Source organism: Sphingobacterium sp. DR205 (assembly GCF_011064245.1).
Lineage (GTDB): Bacteria > Bacteroidota > Bacteroidia > Sphingobacteriales > Sphingobacteriaceae > Sphingobacterium > Sphingobacterium athyrii.
Genome location: NZ_CP049333.1, coordinates 5,722,120 through 5,737,147, shown reverse-complemented (window position 1 = coordinate 5,737,147; position 15,028 = coordinate 5,722,120). Strand labels below are relative to the sequence as shown.

The 15,028-nt window shown below is 41.0% G+C and carries 18 protein-coding genes; 9 read left to right on the top strand and 9 right to left on the bottom strand.

What is annotated here, in order from left to right; translation table 11 throughout:
* The first annotated feature begins 77 nt into the window (after positions 1 to 77).
* Positions 78 to 2,390 (top strand): TonB-dependent receptor, encoded by a 2,313-nt coding sequence (locus G6053_RS24510; protein ID WP_108636432.1) that lies wholly within the window; start codon positions 78 to 80, stop codon positions 2,388 to 2,390.
* A 118-nt stretch (positions 2,391 to 2,508) separates the two neighbouring features.
* Positions 2,509 to 2,856: a hypothetical protein gene (locus G6053_RS24505; protein WP_108636433.1), complete on the top strand. Its 348-nt coding sequence runs from the start codon at positions 2,509 to 2,511 to the stop codon at positions 2,854 to 2,856.
* Between the two features lie 375 nt (positions 2,857 to 3,231).
* Here G6053_RS24505 and G6053_RS24500 read toward each other — a convergent pair whose 3' ends face one another.
* Positions 3,232 to 3,756 carry a hypothetical protein gene (locus tag G6053_RS24500; RefSeq protein WP_165308842.1) on the bottom strand — a complete coding sequence of 175 codons (525 nt, stop codon included), beginning with the start codon at positions 3,754 to 3,756 and terminating at the stop codon, positions 3,232 to 3,234.
* 330 nt (positions 3,757 to 4,086) lie between these two features.
* Here G6053_RS24500 and G6053_RS24495 point away from each other — a divergent pair, with 330 nt between their 5' ends.
* Positions 4,087 to 4,287 (top strand): hypothetical protein, encoded by a 201-nt coding sequence (locus G6053_RS24495; protein WP_108636435.1) that lies wholly within the window; start codon positions 4,087 to 4,089, stop codon positions 4,285 to 4,287.
* Between the two features lie 6 nt (positions 4,288 to 4,293).
* On the top strand, positions 4,294 to 4,590 hold the full coding sequence (locus G6053_RS24490) for a hypothetical protein (RefSeq protein WP_108636436.1): 297 nt from the start codon (positions 4,294 to 4,296) through the stop codon (positions 4,588 to 4,590).
* Positions 4,591 to 4,724: 134 nt separating this feature from the next.
* Here G6053_RS24490 and G6053_RS24485 read toward each other — a convergent pair whose 3' ends face one another.
* From G6053_RS24485 to G6053_RS24470, 4 genes are read right to left on the bottom strand one after another with little or no spacing between them, the layout of a single operon-like run.
* Complete coding sequence (locus tag G6053_RS24485) at positions 4,725 to 5,663, bottom strand: glycerophosphodiester phosphodiesterase family protein (RefSeq protein WP_108636437.1); 939 nt, start codon at positions 5,661 to 5,663, stop codon at positions 4,725 to 4,727.
* A 17-nt stretch (positions 5,664 to 5,680) separates the two neighbouring features.
* Positions 5,681 to 6,196, bottom strand: coding sequence for a shikimate kinase (locus G6053_RS24480; RefSeq protein WP_108636438.1), 516 nt, complete (start codon positions 6,194 to 6,196; stop codon positions 5,681 to 5,683).
* Between the two features lie 6 nt (positions 6,197 to 6,202).
* On the bottom strand, positions 6,203 to 7,387 hold the full coding sequence (locus tag G6053_RS24475; RefSeq protein WP_313533206.1) for a BT_3928 family protein: 1,185 nt from the start codon (positions 7,385 to 7,387) through the stop codon (positions 6,203 to 6,205).
* A 4-nt stretch (positions 7,388 to 7,391) separates the two neighbouring features.
* Positions 7,392 to 7,934, bottom strand: coding sequence for a DUF1599 domain-containing protein (locus tag G6053_RS24470; RefSeq protein ID WP_077438693.1), 543 nt, complete (start codon positions 7,932 to 7,934; stop codon positions 7,392 to 7,394).
* Positions 7,935 to 8,220: 286 nt separating this feature from the next.
* Here G6053_RS24470 and G6053_RS24465 point away from each other — a divergent pair, with 286 nt between their 5' ends.
* The 4 genes from G6053_RS24465 to cysM all read left to right on the top strand — a co-directional run bounded on the left by G6053_RS24465 (position 8,221) and on the right by cysM (position 11,352).
* Complete coding sequence (locus tag G6053_RS24465; RefSeq protein ID WP_108636439.1) at positions 8,221 to 9,018, top strand: HipA family kinase; 798 nt, start codon at positions 8,221 to 8,223, stop codon at positions 9,016 to 9,018.
* A complete protein-coding gene (locus G6053_RS24460; protein WP_108636440.1) occupies positions 8,996 to 9,379 on the top strand; it encodes a DUF3037 domain-containing protein in 384 nt (127 codons plus the stop codon). The genes G6053_RS24465 and G6053_RS24460 overlap by 23 nt, the downstream gene beginning before the upstream one ends.
* A gap of 283 nt (positions 9,380 to 9,662) precedes the next feature.
* Positions 9,663 to 10,472: a serine O-acetyltransferase gene (locus tag G6053_RS24455; RefSeq protein WP_108636441.1), complete on the top strand. Its 810-nt coding sequence runs from the start codon at positions 9,663 to 9,665 to the stop codon at positions 10,470 to 10,472.
* A gap of 7 nt (positions 10,473 to 10,479) precedes the next feature.
* A complete protein-coding gene (cysM, locus tag G6053_RS24450) occupies positions 10,480 to 11,352 on the top strand; it encodes a cysteine synthase CysM (RefSeq protein ID WP_108636442.1) in 873 nt (290 codons plus the stop codon).
* 263 nt (positions 11,353 to 11,615) lie between these two features.
* On the opposite strand, the gene G6053_RS24445 is transcribed toward cysM, so the two are convergent.
* The gene (locus G6053_RS24445; protein WP_108636443.1) at positions 11,616 to 11,975 is read right to left on the bottom strand and encodes a VOC family protein; all 360 of its coding nucleotides are present in this window, start codon (positions 11,973 to 11,975) and stop codon (positions 11,616 to 11,618) included.
* 285 nt (positions 11,976 to 12,260) lie between these two features.
* Here G6053_RS24445 and G6053_RS24440 point away from each other — a divergent pair, with 285 nt between their 5' ends.
* Positions 12,261 to 13,235 carry a putative sulfate exporter family transporter gene (locus G6053_RS24440; protein WP_181390676.1) on the top strand — a complete coding sequence of 325 codons (975 nt, stop codon included), beginning with the start codon at positions 12,261 to 12,263 and terminating at the stop codon, positions 13,233 to 13,235.
* A 38-nt stretch (positions 13,236 to 13,273) separates the two neighbouring features.
* Here G6053_RS24440 and G6053_RS24435 read toward each other — a convergent pair whose 3' ends face one another.
* From G6053_RS24435 to G6053_RS24425, 3 genes are all read right to left on the bottom strand, one after another.
* Positions 13,274 to 13,744 (bottom strand): GNAT family N-acetyltransferase, encoded by a 471-nt coding sequence (locus tag G6053_RS24435; protein WP_108636444.1) that lies wholly within the window; start codon positions 13,742 to 13,744, stop codon positions 13,274 to 13,276.
* A 48-nt stretch (positions 13,745 to 13,792) separates the two neighbouring features.
* Positions 13,793 to 14,251: a MaoC family dehydratase gene (locus G6053_RS24430; protein WP_108636445.1), complete on the bottom strand. Its 459-nt coding sequence runs from the start codon at positions 14,249 to 14,251 to the stop codon at positions 13,793 to 13,795.
* A gap of 170 nt (positions 14,252 to 14,421) precedes the next feature.
* The gene (locus G6053_RS24425; RefSeq protein WP_108636446.1) at positions 14,422 to 14,862 is read right to left on the bottom strand and encodes an SRPBCC domain-containing protein; all 441 of its coding nucleotides are present in this window, start codon (positions 14,860 to 14,862) and stop codon (positions 14,422 to 14,424) included.
* Positions 14,863 to 15,028: the final 166 nt, after the last annotated feature.

The following is a 15,028-nucleotide window of genomic DNA, read 5'->3' as shown; positions in this document are numbered from 1 at the left end:
AGAAATTATTTTGTTAGTATAATCTAACTTGTTAGATTTGCAATTCTAAATTTATATTTAATCAAAATAAAACAATCATGACGGGATTCAGAATTCTCTTAGCAACAGCTTTAATGCTGATAGTATTTATTTCCTTTGGGCAAACAGGTCGGGTAACGGGTAAGATTTATGACGGTAATGGGCTCCCGTTGAAATCGGTATCCGTGGTGATTCCTGCACTAAAGATGGGTACGAAGTCCAACAATCTTGGACAATTTACATTGGAAAAGATTCCCTATGGTACTTGGGGAGTGGAAGTCAAACATATCGGTTTTAATGTCTATTGTGATTCGATTCGGATCGACAGGGTTACTGTGGCCAGGGACATCCGCTTAGACGGTTCCATTTTTTTACTGGATGAAATTGTGGTCACGGGCACAAAAACATTCAAACGAAAAACGGAGAGTCCGGTAATTGTCAATATATTGGATAGTAAAACCTTGGACAATCTACAGGTATGTAATCTTTCTGAAGGGTTGAAGTTTCAGCCGGGCCTGCGGGTGGAAACAGATTGTCAGACCTGTAATTATACACAGCTGCGGATGAATGGGTTACAGGGCGGGTACGCACAGATATTGATTAATGGAAGGCCTATATTTAGCCCTCTGATGGGGCTTTATGGTATGGAGCAACTTCCTGTCAATATGATCGAAAAGATTGAAGTCGTCCGTGGTGGTGGTTCCTCGCTGTATGGTTCAAGTGCGATAGGGGGGACTGTGAATGTAATTACCAAATTGCCGAAACAAAGCGGTTATGAAATCAATTCTTTTTACCAAAGTATCAATGGAAAGGCAAACGATTTTAACCTCGGTGGAAATGCAACTTTGGTCAACGAAAAAGGCAATTCGGGGACATCTTTTTTCTTCAATAAACGGGATCGGAGTTTTTACGATGCAAATGGGGATAATTTCTCCGAAATCCCTAAAATTGAAAATACCTCACTTGGCATTAATTCATTCTATCGGTTTTCGGACAATCAAAAACTGGAAGTCTCCTTAAGCAATCTGAATGAATATAGATATGGGGGTGAGATGACGAAAAAACCGGCATACCTTACGCTTCAGTCGGAGGAACGTGTCCATAAAATATGGATGGGGAGTGCTGATTATCAGATTAATTTTAATCAAGATAAATCTTCACTGATCTTTTATACAGCTTTTCAAAATACCAATAGAAAACATTATACCGGAATATTTCCGGATAGTCCGGAAGAAATCGAAAATCATCTCAAAAACCCGCCTTATGGCGATTCAAAGACAACCACATTGCAGGGCGGTTTTCAATTGAACCACGAGATCAGCAATTTTTTGAACCATCGGAATGTGCTGACCGTCGGAACGGAATATGTGTCTGACAAGGTTTACGATGAAATTCCGAGTTATAACTATTTGGTCGATCAGCATACGAAAGATTGGGGAAGCTTTTTTCAGAGTGACTGGGACTTTGCGGACAAATTTAACCTGTTATCCGGTGTTCGGGTGGATAAGCATAATCTATTAGACAAAGCGATCGTCAGTCCGCGTGTGGCACTTTTATATAAGCATGCGCCCAATGCGCAGTTCCGTTTAAGTTATGGAACAGGTTTTCGGGCACCACAGGCATTTGATACAGATCTTCATATCGCCTTCGCTGGTGGTGGAGTCTCACGTGTTCAATTAGCTCCTGATCTTCGGGAAGAGCGATCAAAGAGCTTCAGTGGCTCCTTAAACTACGACAAAGCTACGGAAAAATGGATTGCGGGTTTTACATTGGAAGGATTCTATACGCATCTGAAAGATGCCTTTGTACTCGAGGAAATCGGTACGGACGAGTTTGGTAAGGTGTTTGAAAAACGCAATGGAAATAACACGAAGGTAGCAGGGACTACATTGGAATTGCGCGCCAATTATACTAAAAAGGTACAACTGGAGACAGGCTTTACTTTGCAACAGAGCAAATATGAAAATCCTGTGTCTTATCTGGAAGGTGTTGAAGCGATAAAATCATTCTTGAGAACACCAGATGACTATGGTTTTGCAAACCTGAATATTACACCTAATAAGCGCTGGACGGTCAATCTGAACTATGTGTACACAGGTAAAATGAAGATCGCGCATGCTGGCGGTGCAGACAATTTTCCGGAAGATCAAATGGTTCATACAAAAGCATTCTCAGAGGTAAATAGTAAAGTGTCGCATACTTTTAGTCTGTCAAAATTTAAAAATATGATCGAAGTCTATGCTGGGGTGAAGAATATTTTTAATGCTTACCAACATGACTTTGATACAGGTAAAAATCGGGATAGCAATTACATTTATGGTCCTAATATGCCCCGAACTTTCTTTGTTGGATTAAAGATAAAGACCCCCTAAGTAAATTGACAAGTGCATTATACCGGATTTGTGCTAAATATTTCAATCTTGTTACGCTTAGAGAAATATTTTTATACTAATTTGGTGCTACCTCAGTAGAGCAATTATTAATAGCAAGATGCAAAAGAAAATACTATTTTTTTTACTGATTTTAACCAGTTTCGTTGTGCCGTCCTATGCCCAGAACTCATCGGTGAACCAGCTTGCCAATGCATTTTTAGATACTGTCGAGCGGCATGCTTATCGTGGATCGTTGATCAAATGGGATTCTATCCGGCCAGTTTTTATTGAAGAGACAAGGACAATATCGGATATTAATTCATTGGAACCTCATTTTAAAAAAATCTTAAGTAAATTGAAGGATGGTCATTCCGGACTTTTTTTTGAGAAAGCTGATCAAGATAAGGCGGCTGAACAGGAGTTATTTGAGAATCCCAGAGATCATTACTTTCGACCAGCTTCGTAAGGCTGTAAAAGAAGCAATTCCAGTGTATATACAATGGGCTACTGACTATCTGAAAAAACAAAGGCTATAAAAGATATGTCTTGTTGTGTTATTATTTCAAATGGACGAGGAAAGTAAAGCACCTGCTGGGCTTTCGACGAATAATTCTGTAAGATTAAACTGTTTATAAAGAGCCCGATATAGCCATATGGCCAATTTAGAGGACCGAGGATCAAGGGTACGTGGAACCAGTACGGGAAGTTCTGATATTTAAAATAATACAGAGAAGACAAAATACTATAGGAAGAATGCGGTATTGAGACGCGAGAATAGTAAAACAAAAATCCTGCTGGGAAATATCTTCAGCAGGATTTTGTGTTTCCGGATATATTTTTTTTATTTCAATACAAATTTGAAACCTAATGAGAAACGGGATGGTTCAAAGTTAGAACCATGTGATAAGTTCCACCATGGTTTCCAGTCAAAATGCATTGCCAATGGTGCTGAAGGAATTCTGAACTCCAGGCCCAATGCTGGACGGATAGCAAAAAAAGTTTTGGTATCACCATCTTTCCAGTGGTAGTCATCGTCCCAGTAGCCGTGCCATTTGCCATAGTCAACAAAAGACACTTGTGGTCCTACACCGACATACCACGACAAACCACGTGTTCCAGCGATACGTTGGTTGTAGGAATAATCTACTCCGACAACCGTGATGTTGTCGCCAAATAATACCTGTGCATTTCCGGCATCATTGCCGCCAAAATTGTGTTTGATCTGTGGGCCGTATAATGTTGGGCCATCACCGACGTCAATGCCAAGGCCAAGAGCTGTACGGTAAGGAGTTTGTGCGTTTGCCTGTTGGTTAACGGCAAATACAAGTGCAAAAAGTGTCAGAAAAGGTAGAAGTACTTTCTTCATGATATTTTAAAAAATGTTAGCGTTAAGTTTTCGAATTGAAAACTTTCGCTGTTTAAACAAATACTCTGCCAATAATGATTATTTGTAGTTTTTTGGCTACTTTTATTTGTTAACTTTTTTATTTTAAGTGTATTATTTTTTTTACTTCATCTTGGGCCTTGATGATGATGATTTCTTAGCTCGGTATTTATATAGAAATCTAATGCTTATGGATTCAAACTCAAATTGCCGAAACGATATCTGCGGGAGCGTTGTTTATCTTATACATACATGGCGGTTTAACCTATTTAAAAATAGGTGCATGGCAGTAAAAAATCAAATATTTTTAAGATGGAACATATTCAAATCAATAGGAAAAAAATAGAGCAATGGCTTGCGGAGGGCTATGACGTGCTGCAAGAAGGGAAGCTTTTAAAAGTTGAAGGCGACCTGCCCGAGTTTTTGGAACAATTTGATGACGAAGCTGAGCCAAAGACTTACTTGCTAAAAGAATTGGTCACATGGCCTGAAGAAGAGCTTAAAAAACTGTAAGGAAATATGGAACAAATGAAAATAGCATCGGAAAAGATCGTTCCGATAGATTTTGATGCGGAGGAACTACCCGTAGAAATCAGGGAATTGCGCCCCGTGGTTTTCAGAGAGGAAACATCGTATTGGTGCTTATTGGGGCCAGATCCACATCGGGGAATTTTTGGAAACGGCGAATCAGTAGCCGATGCACTGGAGGATTGGTTGGTAAACCTTAGGAAGCGTTTAAAACAGTCGGATGAAAACGACGAAGTACTAAACTATATCCGAGATAGCCTAAATGCATCTAATCGCGATGTTTGGTAAACTCATTTTTCGTGTTGTATATATTTAAAAAATACCAGTGGTTAGCGCTTATTATTTTTAACAATTATATTAAGCTTCGGGGATTGAGCGGTGTTTTTTTATTAGGAATGGTTCAGTTTGACACGAGTAGTAATTTACTGCACAAATTTAGAACTTATCCCCCTTTTTTTGATATAAAAATTTAACGCTCTACCTGCCTCGATCGGACGATTAGTACTCAGTATATCTGCGCCACGTTCTATAAAGCTGGCATACAGCTGAAATCCTTTCTTTGCAGCTTGTCTGTCGAGATTCCCCTGCGTGCCCAGAATACACATGATCCCATGATCATGCAGTACTTTGGTCAGCTGCGGATCAGCTTCCCGTGTACCGACGAAGGCCAGTAACTTATTGTCTGGAATATCTTTTTCGTTGAGACGGGCGATATCCGCTAGATTCTTCACTGAGGCAGATATCATCAGATCCCCGGCAAGATTGTGTACTTTTCCGGCCTGACCGGCACTATAAGTAATGATAACAACACTGGATTCGGCACGCTGTTTACGAATGACATTGATTACGGATTCGTAAGGTACCTCATTTTTAATATCCAGCGTGAAAATAACCTTACCTTTTCCCCAGGCGAGAGCTTCATCAAGTGTCGGGATTTTGTAAGGTGTTATTTTCTTGTCGTTGTCTACCAGACGCAGTTTTTTGAGCTCGGCCAATGTACGTTCACTAACAGATCCCCGCCCTGTTGTCGTGCGGTTTAGGGTATTGTCATGCATGAGTACCAGTGCCGAATCTTTGCTTAATCTGACATCGCACTCCACAATAACAGGCTGCAGACTGGCATTGTATGCAAAGGTTTCCAAAGCATTTTCCGGATAGCCAGAGGTAGGCCCGCCACGGTGCAGACTGACCAACGGATAGCGGTTGTCATCATAGGTCAGAAACTGATAAAGATCCTCTACTGTTGCCAGCTGAATGCGCTTGCCTACAGGTAAGCCATCTGTATCACCGCTATGGCGAAAACAGCTGCAAACCGCTACACAGGTCAGGAATAAAACGAAGCAATACAGGCGTATTTTCATTATTAACTATTGTGCGATTATAAATTATGCTGATTGATCAGGGCAACTAACGTTTCTACCGTGGTATTGAGCTGATCTATTGTTAGATGAGCCCGGGTATAGTAAGGCTCGCGTTCCGTTAATTTCTCTTCAATAAAAGCCCGGAGTTCTTCCGGGGATTTTCCGATCAGAATAGGTCTTTTATGTAATTTTGACTGCGACAGGCGGTCAAATAAAGCTTTTGGGCTCATTTGTAGATAGACCGCATAGCCATTGGCTTTGATCCAATCCATGTTGTCAAAAAAACAAGGGGCACCGCCCCCTGTGGAGATGACGGCGTAGCTGTCCGCAAATTTACGCAACTGTTCGCGCTCCAGTTTTCGGAATTCTTCTTCACCATGTTGGCCGAAATATTCAGTAATGCTCATGCCGATCTGTTTCACAATCTCCTCGTCGGTATCGATAAAAGGTAAATCTAATTTGCTGGCCAGCTTTTTTCCCAGAGTGGTCTTTCCGCTGCCCATATAGCCAATCAAAAATATAGGTTTAGGCATATTGTATTATTTGTCCTTACTTAAAAAATTATCTTCAATCGTCTTTGCATCCGGGAAATTATTGTAATGCCATTTGCCCATTACATCCCCCCCCTTTAATAGGAGCACACCCGGATTGGCCCGGACCATACTTTTCAATGGAATTAAATCCGCATAATAGATTTCTGCAATCAATTGCATCTTGTCACTCAGGTATTGTGCATCTTTGGAAGCAGAGGCCGTCAGCAGGACAACACGAAGACCATTGTAATCTTTGGTCATCTGTGTCACCGTCTGATTGATTTTTTGGATGGCATCTATATTGGTCGATGAAAGGTCCTTGGCGACGATGATAATGTTATAATAAGGGTTGGCGATGATCTCCTGTGTATGATCGGCACCGTCTGCATCAGTAATCAAGAGGTCGGGAATAGGGATGTCATATCCTTTTTTGACAAGTTTACTTTCGGGTTCGCCGATGATCTCCCAAGACTCATCCTCCCAGAGTTTATCTGCCATATACACTTTGTCATTCACTTTCTTGGTCTCGCCGGTCTTCTTGTTTTTCATGGTATAGAGCTGCTCAAAAACATCGCCTTGTTTCCCTTCGGGAAGGACCATCAGGGACGGTAAATTATTGCCGATTTTATAAGGTAAGAAATCAATAAAAGGGAGATAACTTACCGTATAGATACCAATTCCCAATGAAATAATGGCGGTAATCAATGTGACGACAAATTGATTGCCGGAGCCTTTAATAATGGACCGGATCTGTTTGCGATTAAAAAAGATGATCAGGATCAAGGCCAATAACACCAGATCTTTGGAAAAAGATTGCCAAGGGGTCAGTGGAATGGCATCGCCAAAACAACCGCAGGAAGTAACGACTTCGAAAAATGCGGAATAGAATGTCAGAAAGGTGAAAAATAGGATCAACAGCAGTAAGCCCCAAGCCACCAGATTGGCGTAGACACCAAACAACAATAAGGCCCCCAAAAGAATTTCGAAGCCACAGATCACCACGGCCATGGCCGTAGCATATTCATTGAAAGCAGTCAGGTGGAACACTTCGAAATATTCCTGCAATTTATAGCCAAAGCCGGTAGGGTCGTTGGCTTTGATAAATCCGGAGAAAATAAAAAGAAGTCCAGTGAAAATGCGGCAAAAACCTAAAAGGTAATTTGTTTTTGTTGTTTGTTGTGCTGTCATCATCCGATTATTGTTGTGCGAGTCCTAACTTAATTAACGCAAAAACTGCGTAGTTGAGCATATCCTGATAATTGGCATGAATGCCTTCTGAAACGATGGTCTGTCCGTCATTATCTTCGATCTGTTTGACGCGGTGGATTTTCATTAAGATCAGATCTGTCATCGAAGAAACGCGCATATCACGCCATGCCTCACCGTAATCATGATTTTTGGCTAGCATGAGGTCCCTTGTTTCGGTTACCTTTTCGGTGTATTTTTGATTGACAAAGGCAGGGTCGAGGTTTTCCTCTCCATCTTCACCAAGATCAATTTGGATCATGGCCATGATGCAATAATTAATGATGCCGATATATTCATCCACGACACCTTCACCAACTTTAGATACTTTTTTGACTTCGAGGGTACGAATACGTTGTGCCTTAATATAAATCTGGTCGGTGATGGAGGATAGGCGCATAATCCGCCATGCCGTACCATAATCTTTTGTTTTTTTAATAAATAAATCTTGGCAGTGCTTGATCACACTGTTATATTCTTGAATAGTATCCATATCGTTTTTGAAAAGAACTTGATGAGACAAGTCGAGATTATATGACAAATATAATTAGAAAATAGTACTTCTAATGGTCAAATGAATGTACAATTTGTGCTATTTTGCTAAAAAATAAATAAATATTTGAGATATTTCCACGAATAAAAGGTTCGACGGTTGCGGGATAACAATAAATTTGTACAGGGTATGACGAACAAACTTATAAATAAAGTTAACTTTATCTTAGTTTGATATCATGTCCGGCGTAGACGGTCAACTTTGAACAGAAAGAAAAAAGAAATTCATGAATTTTCAACAACCTATCATTCGCGAGGTAGAGATTATCCGATATGTTCAACCATTTCGGGAAGGTGGATCTTTGCCTGCGCTGGTCGATGCAGACGATGGCTTTAGTTATGTCATTAAATTTAGAGGAGCAGGACAGGGCCGTAAGGCACTCATTGCTGAACTTATCGGTGGAGAGTTGGCCAGGCTTTTAAAATTAAGAGTTCCCGAAATTGTCTTTGCACATCTTGATGAATCTTTCGGGCGCTCGGAACCGGATGAGGAAATACAGGATCTGCTCAAATTTAGTGTGGGGAAAAATCTCGGGCTTCATTTTTTGAGTGGGGCGATTACTTTTGATGCCAATGTTGACGTGATCGGCGCAGAAGAGGCTTCAAAAATTGTGTGGCTTGATGCTTTACTGATGAATGTGGACCGTACGGTACGGAACACCAATATGCTGATCTGGCATAAAGAATTATGGCTGATCGACCACGGGGCATCCTTGTATTTTCACCACAGCTGGGACAATTGGGAAGAGCAATCGGTCAAACCCTTTGTACAGATGAAAGACCATGTGTTGTTAAAAAATGCGAGTATTGTCGAAAAAATAGATGCTGAATTCAGTTCTATTTTTACGGAAGATGTTTTTCGTAAAGTATTGGCTGTTGTTCCGGACGAATGGTTAGCAGATTCCGAACGCGAACTGTCTGCGGCAGATGCCAGAGAAGTGTATGTTTCCTTCCTAAAACAACGTGTGGCGAATTCGTCAATTTTTGTAAAACAGATAGAAGATGCCAGAAAAAACCTTATATGAATATGCTGTGGTACGATTGGTACCACGTGTAGAGCGTGAGGAATTTATCAATGTCGGTATTGCGCTCTATTGCCGTAAATATCGTTTTGCCAAGATGGTTTACGCCATAGATGAGCAGAAGGTAAGGGCACTCTGTCCAAAAATTGAACTGGAACTTATTGAAAACCATTTGTCTTCCTTTCAACGAATATGCAATGGAGATAAAGATGCCGGAAAGCTGGCTGCCCTGGATATCACTGAGCGTTTTCGTTGGCTTACTGCCAAACGGAGTACGGTCATCCAATGCTCAGCTTCGCATCCCGGACTATGTGAAGATCCCGAAGCAACATTACAAAACCTGTTTGAGCGCTTAGTACTTTAAGAGGCATAAACAGGTTTCGAAATTGGGACTTGCACTAATGAGATGAAGAAATGACGTTGATGATACAGCAATGAGAAATCTTTAGTTGTCCTAAAATTCAAATAAAATTGATTTAATCACATAGTTAAGTGGTAATAAGGCTTAATCTATCAATATTGTATAGTATCTTTGTTTAAGAATAAAGCTCTTGCAGATCAAAGAGGAACATTAAATTTGTATGTTTCTCCAGAATTCTATACGATAGAAACTTGAGCTAAGATTGTTTTAATATTTACTTTTGAAGATGCATGATTTTTATCAACATATCTACGAACAGCAATTAGCTGTTTTAGAAATGCCTTCCAATAAGAAGATCTGCGGCTGGGCTACCAAAATTCTGGATGTGCTTTTTCCAGAGCGAAATTCGGGCGAGATGAAATCGGTGGACGATGTAAAGCTTGCTTTTGGACAATTTGAACTGGAGCTGGAACAGCTCCTAAGTAAATCAAAAGCCTGTGGTCATTGCAATCATGCGCAAGTAGCTCATCAGTTTTTTGAACGTATTCCAGCGTTGTATGAACTCATGTGCCAGGATGCTGATGCATTGATGGATGGGGATCCGGCGGCACAGAACAAGCGCGAGGTCGTACGCACTTATCCCGGTTTTTTTGCGATCTGTATTTTCCGGATGGCAAATGAGTTACATCGTCTGGGGGTCCCTCTGATCCCACGGATATTGACAGAGCATGCGCATTCCAAGACAGGAATTGATATTCATCCGGGAGCGACTATCGGTCATCATCTCCACATAGATCATGGAACCGGGCTGGTGATCGGGGAAACCTGTACAATCGGAAACTACGTTAAACTCTATCAGGGGGTAACGCTGGGCGCTTTGAGTGTGGATAAGGTGTTGTCAAATGTTAAACGTCATCCGACGATCGAAGACCACGTTATTATTTACTCAGGAGCAACTATTTTGGGTGGTGAAACACGTATAGGTCATCATTCGGTCATCGGAGGTAATGTTTGGCTGACAAGTTCAGTGGAGCCATATACGACCGTATATCATCAGGCGACCGCAAAATTTATTGATTCAAAACCAATCATATAGATACATTATGGGAAATATTATAGATACCATCGGAAACACACCATTGGTGGAGATCACCCAATTTCATACAAATCCAAAAGTACGGATCTTTGCAAAGATGGAAGGGAATAACCCTGCTGGCTCTGTCAAGGACCGTGCAGCTTTAAATATGATCCGTTCGGCCATGGAGCGTGGTGAGATTTCGAAAGAAAGTAAGCTTATTGAGGCAACCAGTGGGAATACGGGGATTGCCTTGGCCATGATTGCCGGGATATATGGTTTGAATCTTGAATTGGTCATGCCTGCGTCCTCCACCCGTGAGCGTACGTTGACCATGGAAGCTTTCGGTGCCAAGGTTACGCTTCTGGAATCAATGGAGATATGCCGCGATTACGCCGAGGCAAAAGCAGCAAATGAAGGTTATTTTATTTTAAATCAATTTGCCAATCCTGATAATTACAAAGCGCATATCAAAACGACAGGACCTGAAATCTGGCGTGACACAGATGGGAAAATCACCCATTTCGTCAGTGCAATGGGAACAACCGGAACGATTATGGGAAATTCCATTTACCTCAAAGAAAAAAATCCGGCGATACAGATTGTCGGTTGTCAGCCTACCCCCGAGTCCTCCATCCCCGGAATCAGACGCTGGCCAGAAGCTTACCTACCGAAAATATTTGATCCGAGCCGCGTGGATCGTGTCATTGATATTTCACAACAGGAAGCAACCGAACTGGCGCGTGAACTGGTGAAACGGGAAGGGGTTTTTGCAGGCATGAGTACAGGCGGAGCATTTGCCGGCGCCCTGAAAATTGCCGATGAAATTGAAGAAGGTGTCATTGTTTTTATTGCATGTGATCGAGGAGACCGCTACTTGAGTTCAGACTTGTTCGGTTAGTCCATTGTGGCGCAGCAAACTCGTGTATAAATTATTGCGCCTGTCATCGTTATACTCCGTTTTCGTGTAATAATGACAGGCATCTTTTTTTATTCTTTCTTGTCGTATCTAATCGTCTCAACGGATATTTCCCCTTTATTTGTCGTGTAGTTTTCCATTGGACAGCATAGCTTCAATAAAGTGTCATCTGCTCAGTCTGCCTGTGTCCGATACAGCAACTGCTTTAGTATCAGTATTATGCTTTTTAGGTCAGACGTTTAACGCTAATCACCCTGTCCGAACGTTAGCAAATTATGATCTGGATCCAATATGGAAAATTCACGCTGACCCCAAGGTTTTGTCTCCAGTTTGCCATTCGGATGGATGGCAATGTTGCGTGCTAAAAAAGATTGATAGAGTGCATCAATATCATCGGTGCGGATATAGATCATGCCATAATTTTCTTCGGGAGGCAATTCCCTGAATTCAAAAAAATGAATCTCGATCTGATCTTTTTTGATCATCAGATAGCCTTCATAATCTTCAGTGCCGCAAGGCATGAACCCTAGCTGGCCTACGTAAAAATCAATTGTGACAGCTTTGTCGCGCATCGGTAGTTTGGGGTGTATCGTATTTAGTCTCATTGTTTATTTACTGTTTTTTTGAATCCTACTGAAATATAAGGGTTTATTTTTATTCTTTATGCCTAGCTTATACCTATTATCTTTCCGGTTGAGCAAACATAGTGCAATACGGCTCTGGACGACCATCCATTAACGCAATTAATCCGGCCCTCATATAATCATATTTAAAGGCTGATTCTTCCATATATTCTATTTATATAATTTTTAGTTATGACTCATTAGTTTTTATAGTTTTATTCATGAGCAAAAGTTATTCAATTTTGTGCAAGATCAAAGAAAGTTACCATGTATAAAAAGATAAACTTTACGATGCGATACAAGCATATGCTCAATAAAAAGATCTCCATCCGGGAAATCATCTTCACCCTCTTGCTTATCCTATGTCTGACACCGATCATATCTGCTCCTTTGGCGCTGCTGCTAGGTATTATTGTTGCCCAATGGATCGGACATCCCTTTTTGGCTGTTAATCATAGAGTCACGCAGATGTTGTTACAGTTCTCCGTTGTCGGCTTGGGCTTTGGTATGCATATTGATAGTGCTATTCAGACGGGTAAAGACGGTTTTTTGCTAACTGTTATTTCTATTATCGGGACATTGTTGCTGGGTTATGCATTGGCTAAATTGTTAAGACTAGAAAAAATGACCGCTTATCTCATCACCGTAGGAACAGCTATTTGCGGCGGGAGTGCCATTGCTGCGGTTTCACCCACAGTGAAGGCGAATGAAAAGCAGATCAGTGTAGCGTTGGGAACCATCTTTATCTTAAATGCTGTTGCCCTATTTGTATTTCCGGTCATCGGTACTGTCCTGGATCTCTCGCAGACACAATTTGGACTTTGGTGCGCGGTTGCGATACAGGATACGAGTTCCGTGATCGGTGCGGCAAGTAAGTATGGCATCGAGGCGCTGCAGGTGGCGACTACCGTTAAATTAACACGGGCATTATGGATAATTCCAATTTCGTTGCTGAGCGCCCTCGCCTTTAAGACCAAGGGGACGCGTATCAAGATTCCTTATTTTATCGGGTTATTTATATTGGCTATTATCCTGAATAGCTATATTCCATTTTTTCGGGGTGTGGGAATATATGTCGTTCAGATTGCTAAAGCCGGACTTACCTTGACACTCTTTCTGATCGGATCCAGTCTGTCTAGAGATGTGTTGCTGTCGGTAGGTTATAAGGCGATCTTGCAGGGACTGGTATTGTGGTTGAGCCTCGCCGTCCCCGTATTGCTTTATATTTATTTTTGTCTGTAGAAATATGGTGCGTGTCGAATAGCAATAGAAAACCTGCTTTAATAGTGTTGAGGCTGGTATTTCAGTAAAACCATATCTTTTAACAATTGACCATTTTCATAGATGGGCTGTTCGTAATTTTCGATAAAAAAATTCGGACGGATACCATATTTAACAAAACCATTGCGCTCATAGAATCTGATCTGATCCAGACCACAATCGGCCGTTCCAACAATCAGATTTAGATATTGTGCAGAATAAGTTTGTTGGATATGACGTAATATTTTACTGCCAAGCCCCCTGTTTTGGTGCGCGACAGCGACGGCGATATTTTTGATTTCCAGGGTTTTGCTATCGATGGGATACAAACAAAACACAGCAATGGGTTGCTGCTGTTCCTCGACAACAAACACAGTGGAATCAAAAAGATACTTATTGATCGCGGCGACTGTCTCATCTGCTAGAAGTAACAAATCATAAGGATAATCCTTATGATTTGTGATCTGTTTTATTTCTAAATCAGCTAACATACAAATAGCCTGTCTAAATCCATTAAAAAGGATGTTGTTCTGATTGACTTAATTGAAGTGGTATAAAAAGATGACATCCCCCACATAGGCCGGTTTGGCGCTATCTTTAATTTTTAAGGTTGCCTCAATAGTTACTTTGATAACTCCTCTGAGGTTGGCAACAGATTTAACATGAGTATGTAATTGTACTTCATTATCGACCAGCACAGGTTGCGCAAAACGCAGATTTTCGATACCGTAGTTGATTTCCATTTTGACATTCCGTACTTCGGCAATCTGCTTCCACAAATAAGGAATAAGTGATAATGTCAGATAACCGTGTGCAATGGTTGATTTAAACGGACTCTCTGTTTTCGCTCTTTCGCTGTCGAGGTGAATCCATTGGTGGTCTAATGTTGCATCTGCAAACTGGTTGATCTGTTTTTGGTCGATTGTGTGCCATTGAGATTCGCCTAATGACTTTCCTTCAAAGGCTTTGTACTCTTCATAATTGTTAATTATTGTCATATGTTATGTCTTTATCGCTTTTCGTTGGAATTTGATCCGTAGGGTATATACTGGAACATCAAATTTTGGCTAAAGATAACCATTGTCGTTAGCAATCCAAGTATGTCCGTTATTATATGTCTATTCGTTGGGATGATCCTTGCCGGAGCAATGGCCAATAACCGATGTATTTAATGCGTCTGTCCATAGGAAGTGTTGCCGTATGTTTTCTCTACGTAAGCTTTAAAATTGTCGAGAATGGCTTGCCAACCATGGCGTTGCATCTCGATGGGATTTTCAGATTCGGCATCAAAAATAACCTCGATATCCGTAGCAGATTTTTTCGTAGTAAAATTGATTGTTACCTGACGACCATCGGGCATCACATAGGCGATTTTTTTAAAGGGCTCAAGTGCAGTATAGGTTCCTGTAAAATCGAAGCCGATCGAACCGTCCTTTGCTTCCATACGATTTTTAAATTTTCCTCCCACGCGTAAATCGTTAATTGCGTCCGTGCAATGCCAGTCTTCAGATGCTCGGTTCCATTCCATAATGTCCTCCGCAGAGGTGTAGGCATTCCAGATGGTTTCCACTCGCGCAGCAATATGTGTCTGTATTTTTATCTGCTCCATATTACGTTAATAATTTTTTTTATAGTAATTACAGTTTCCTTACTAATAACAGGAAAATCTATCTTTTGTTATGTCCTCCACGAGGTAATACTGAATATTCCCCGAAAAAACGTATAGATGCTATTGATCCGTTGCTTCGTATGACGGGACAAACAATTTTATGCAG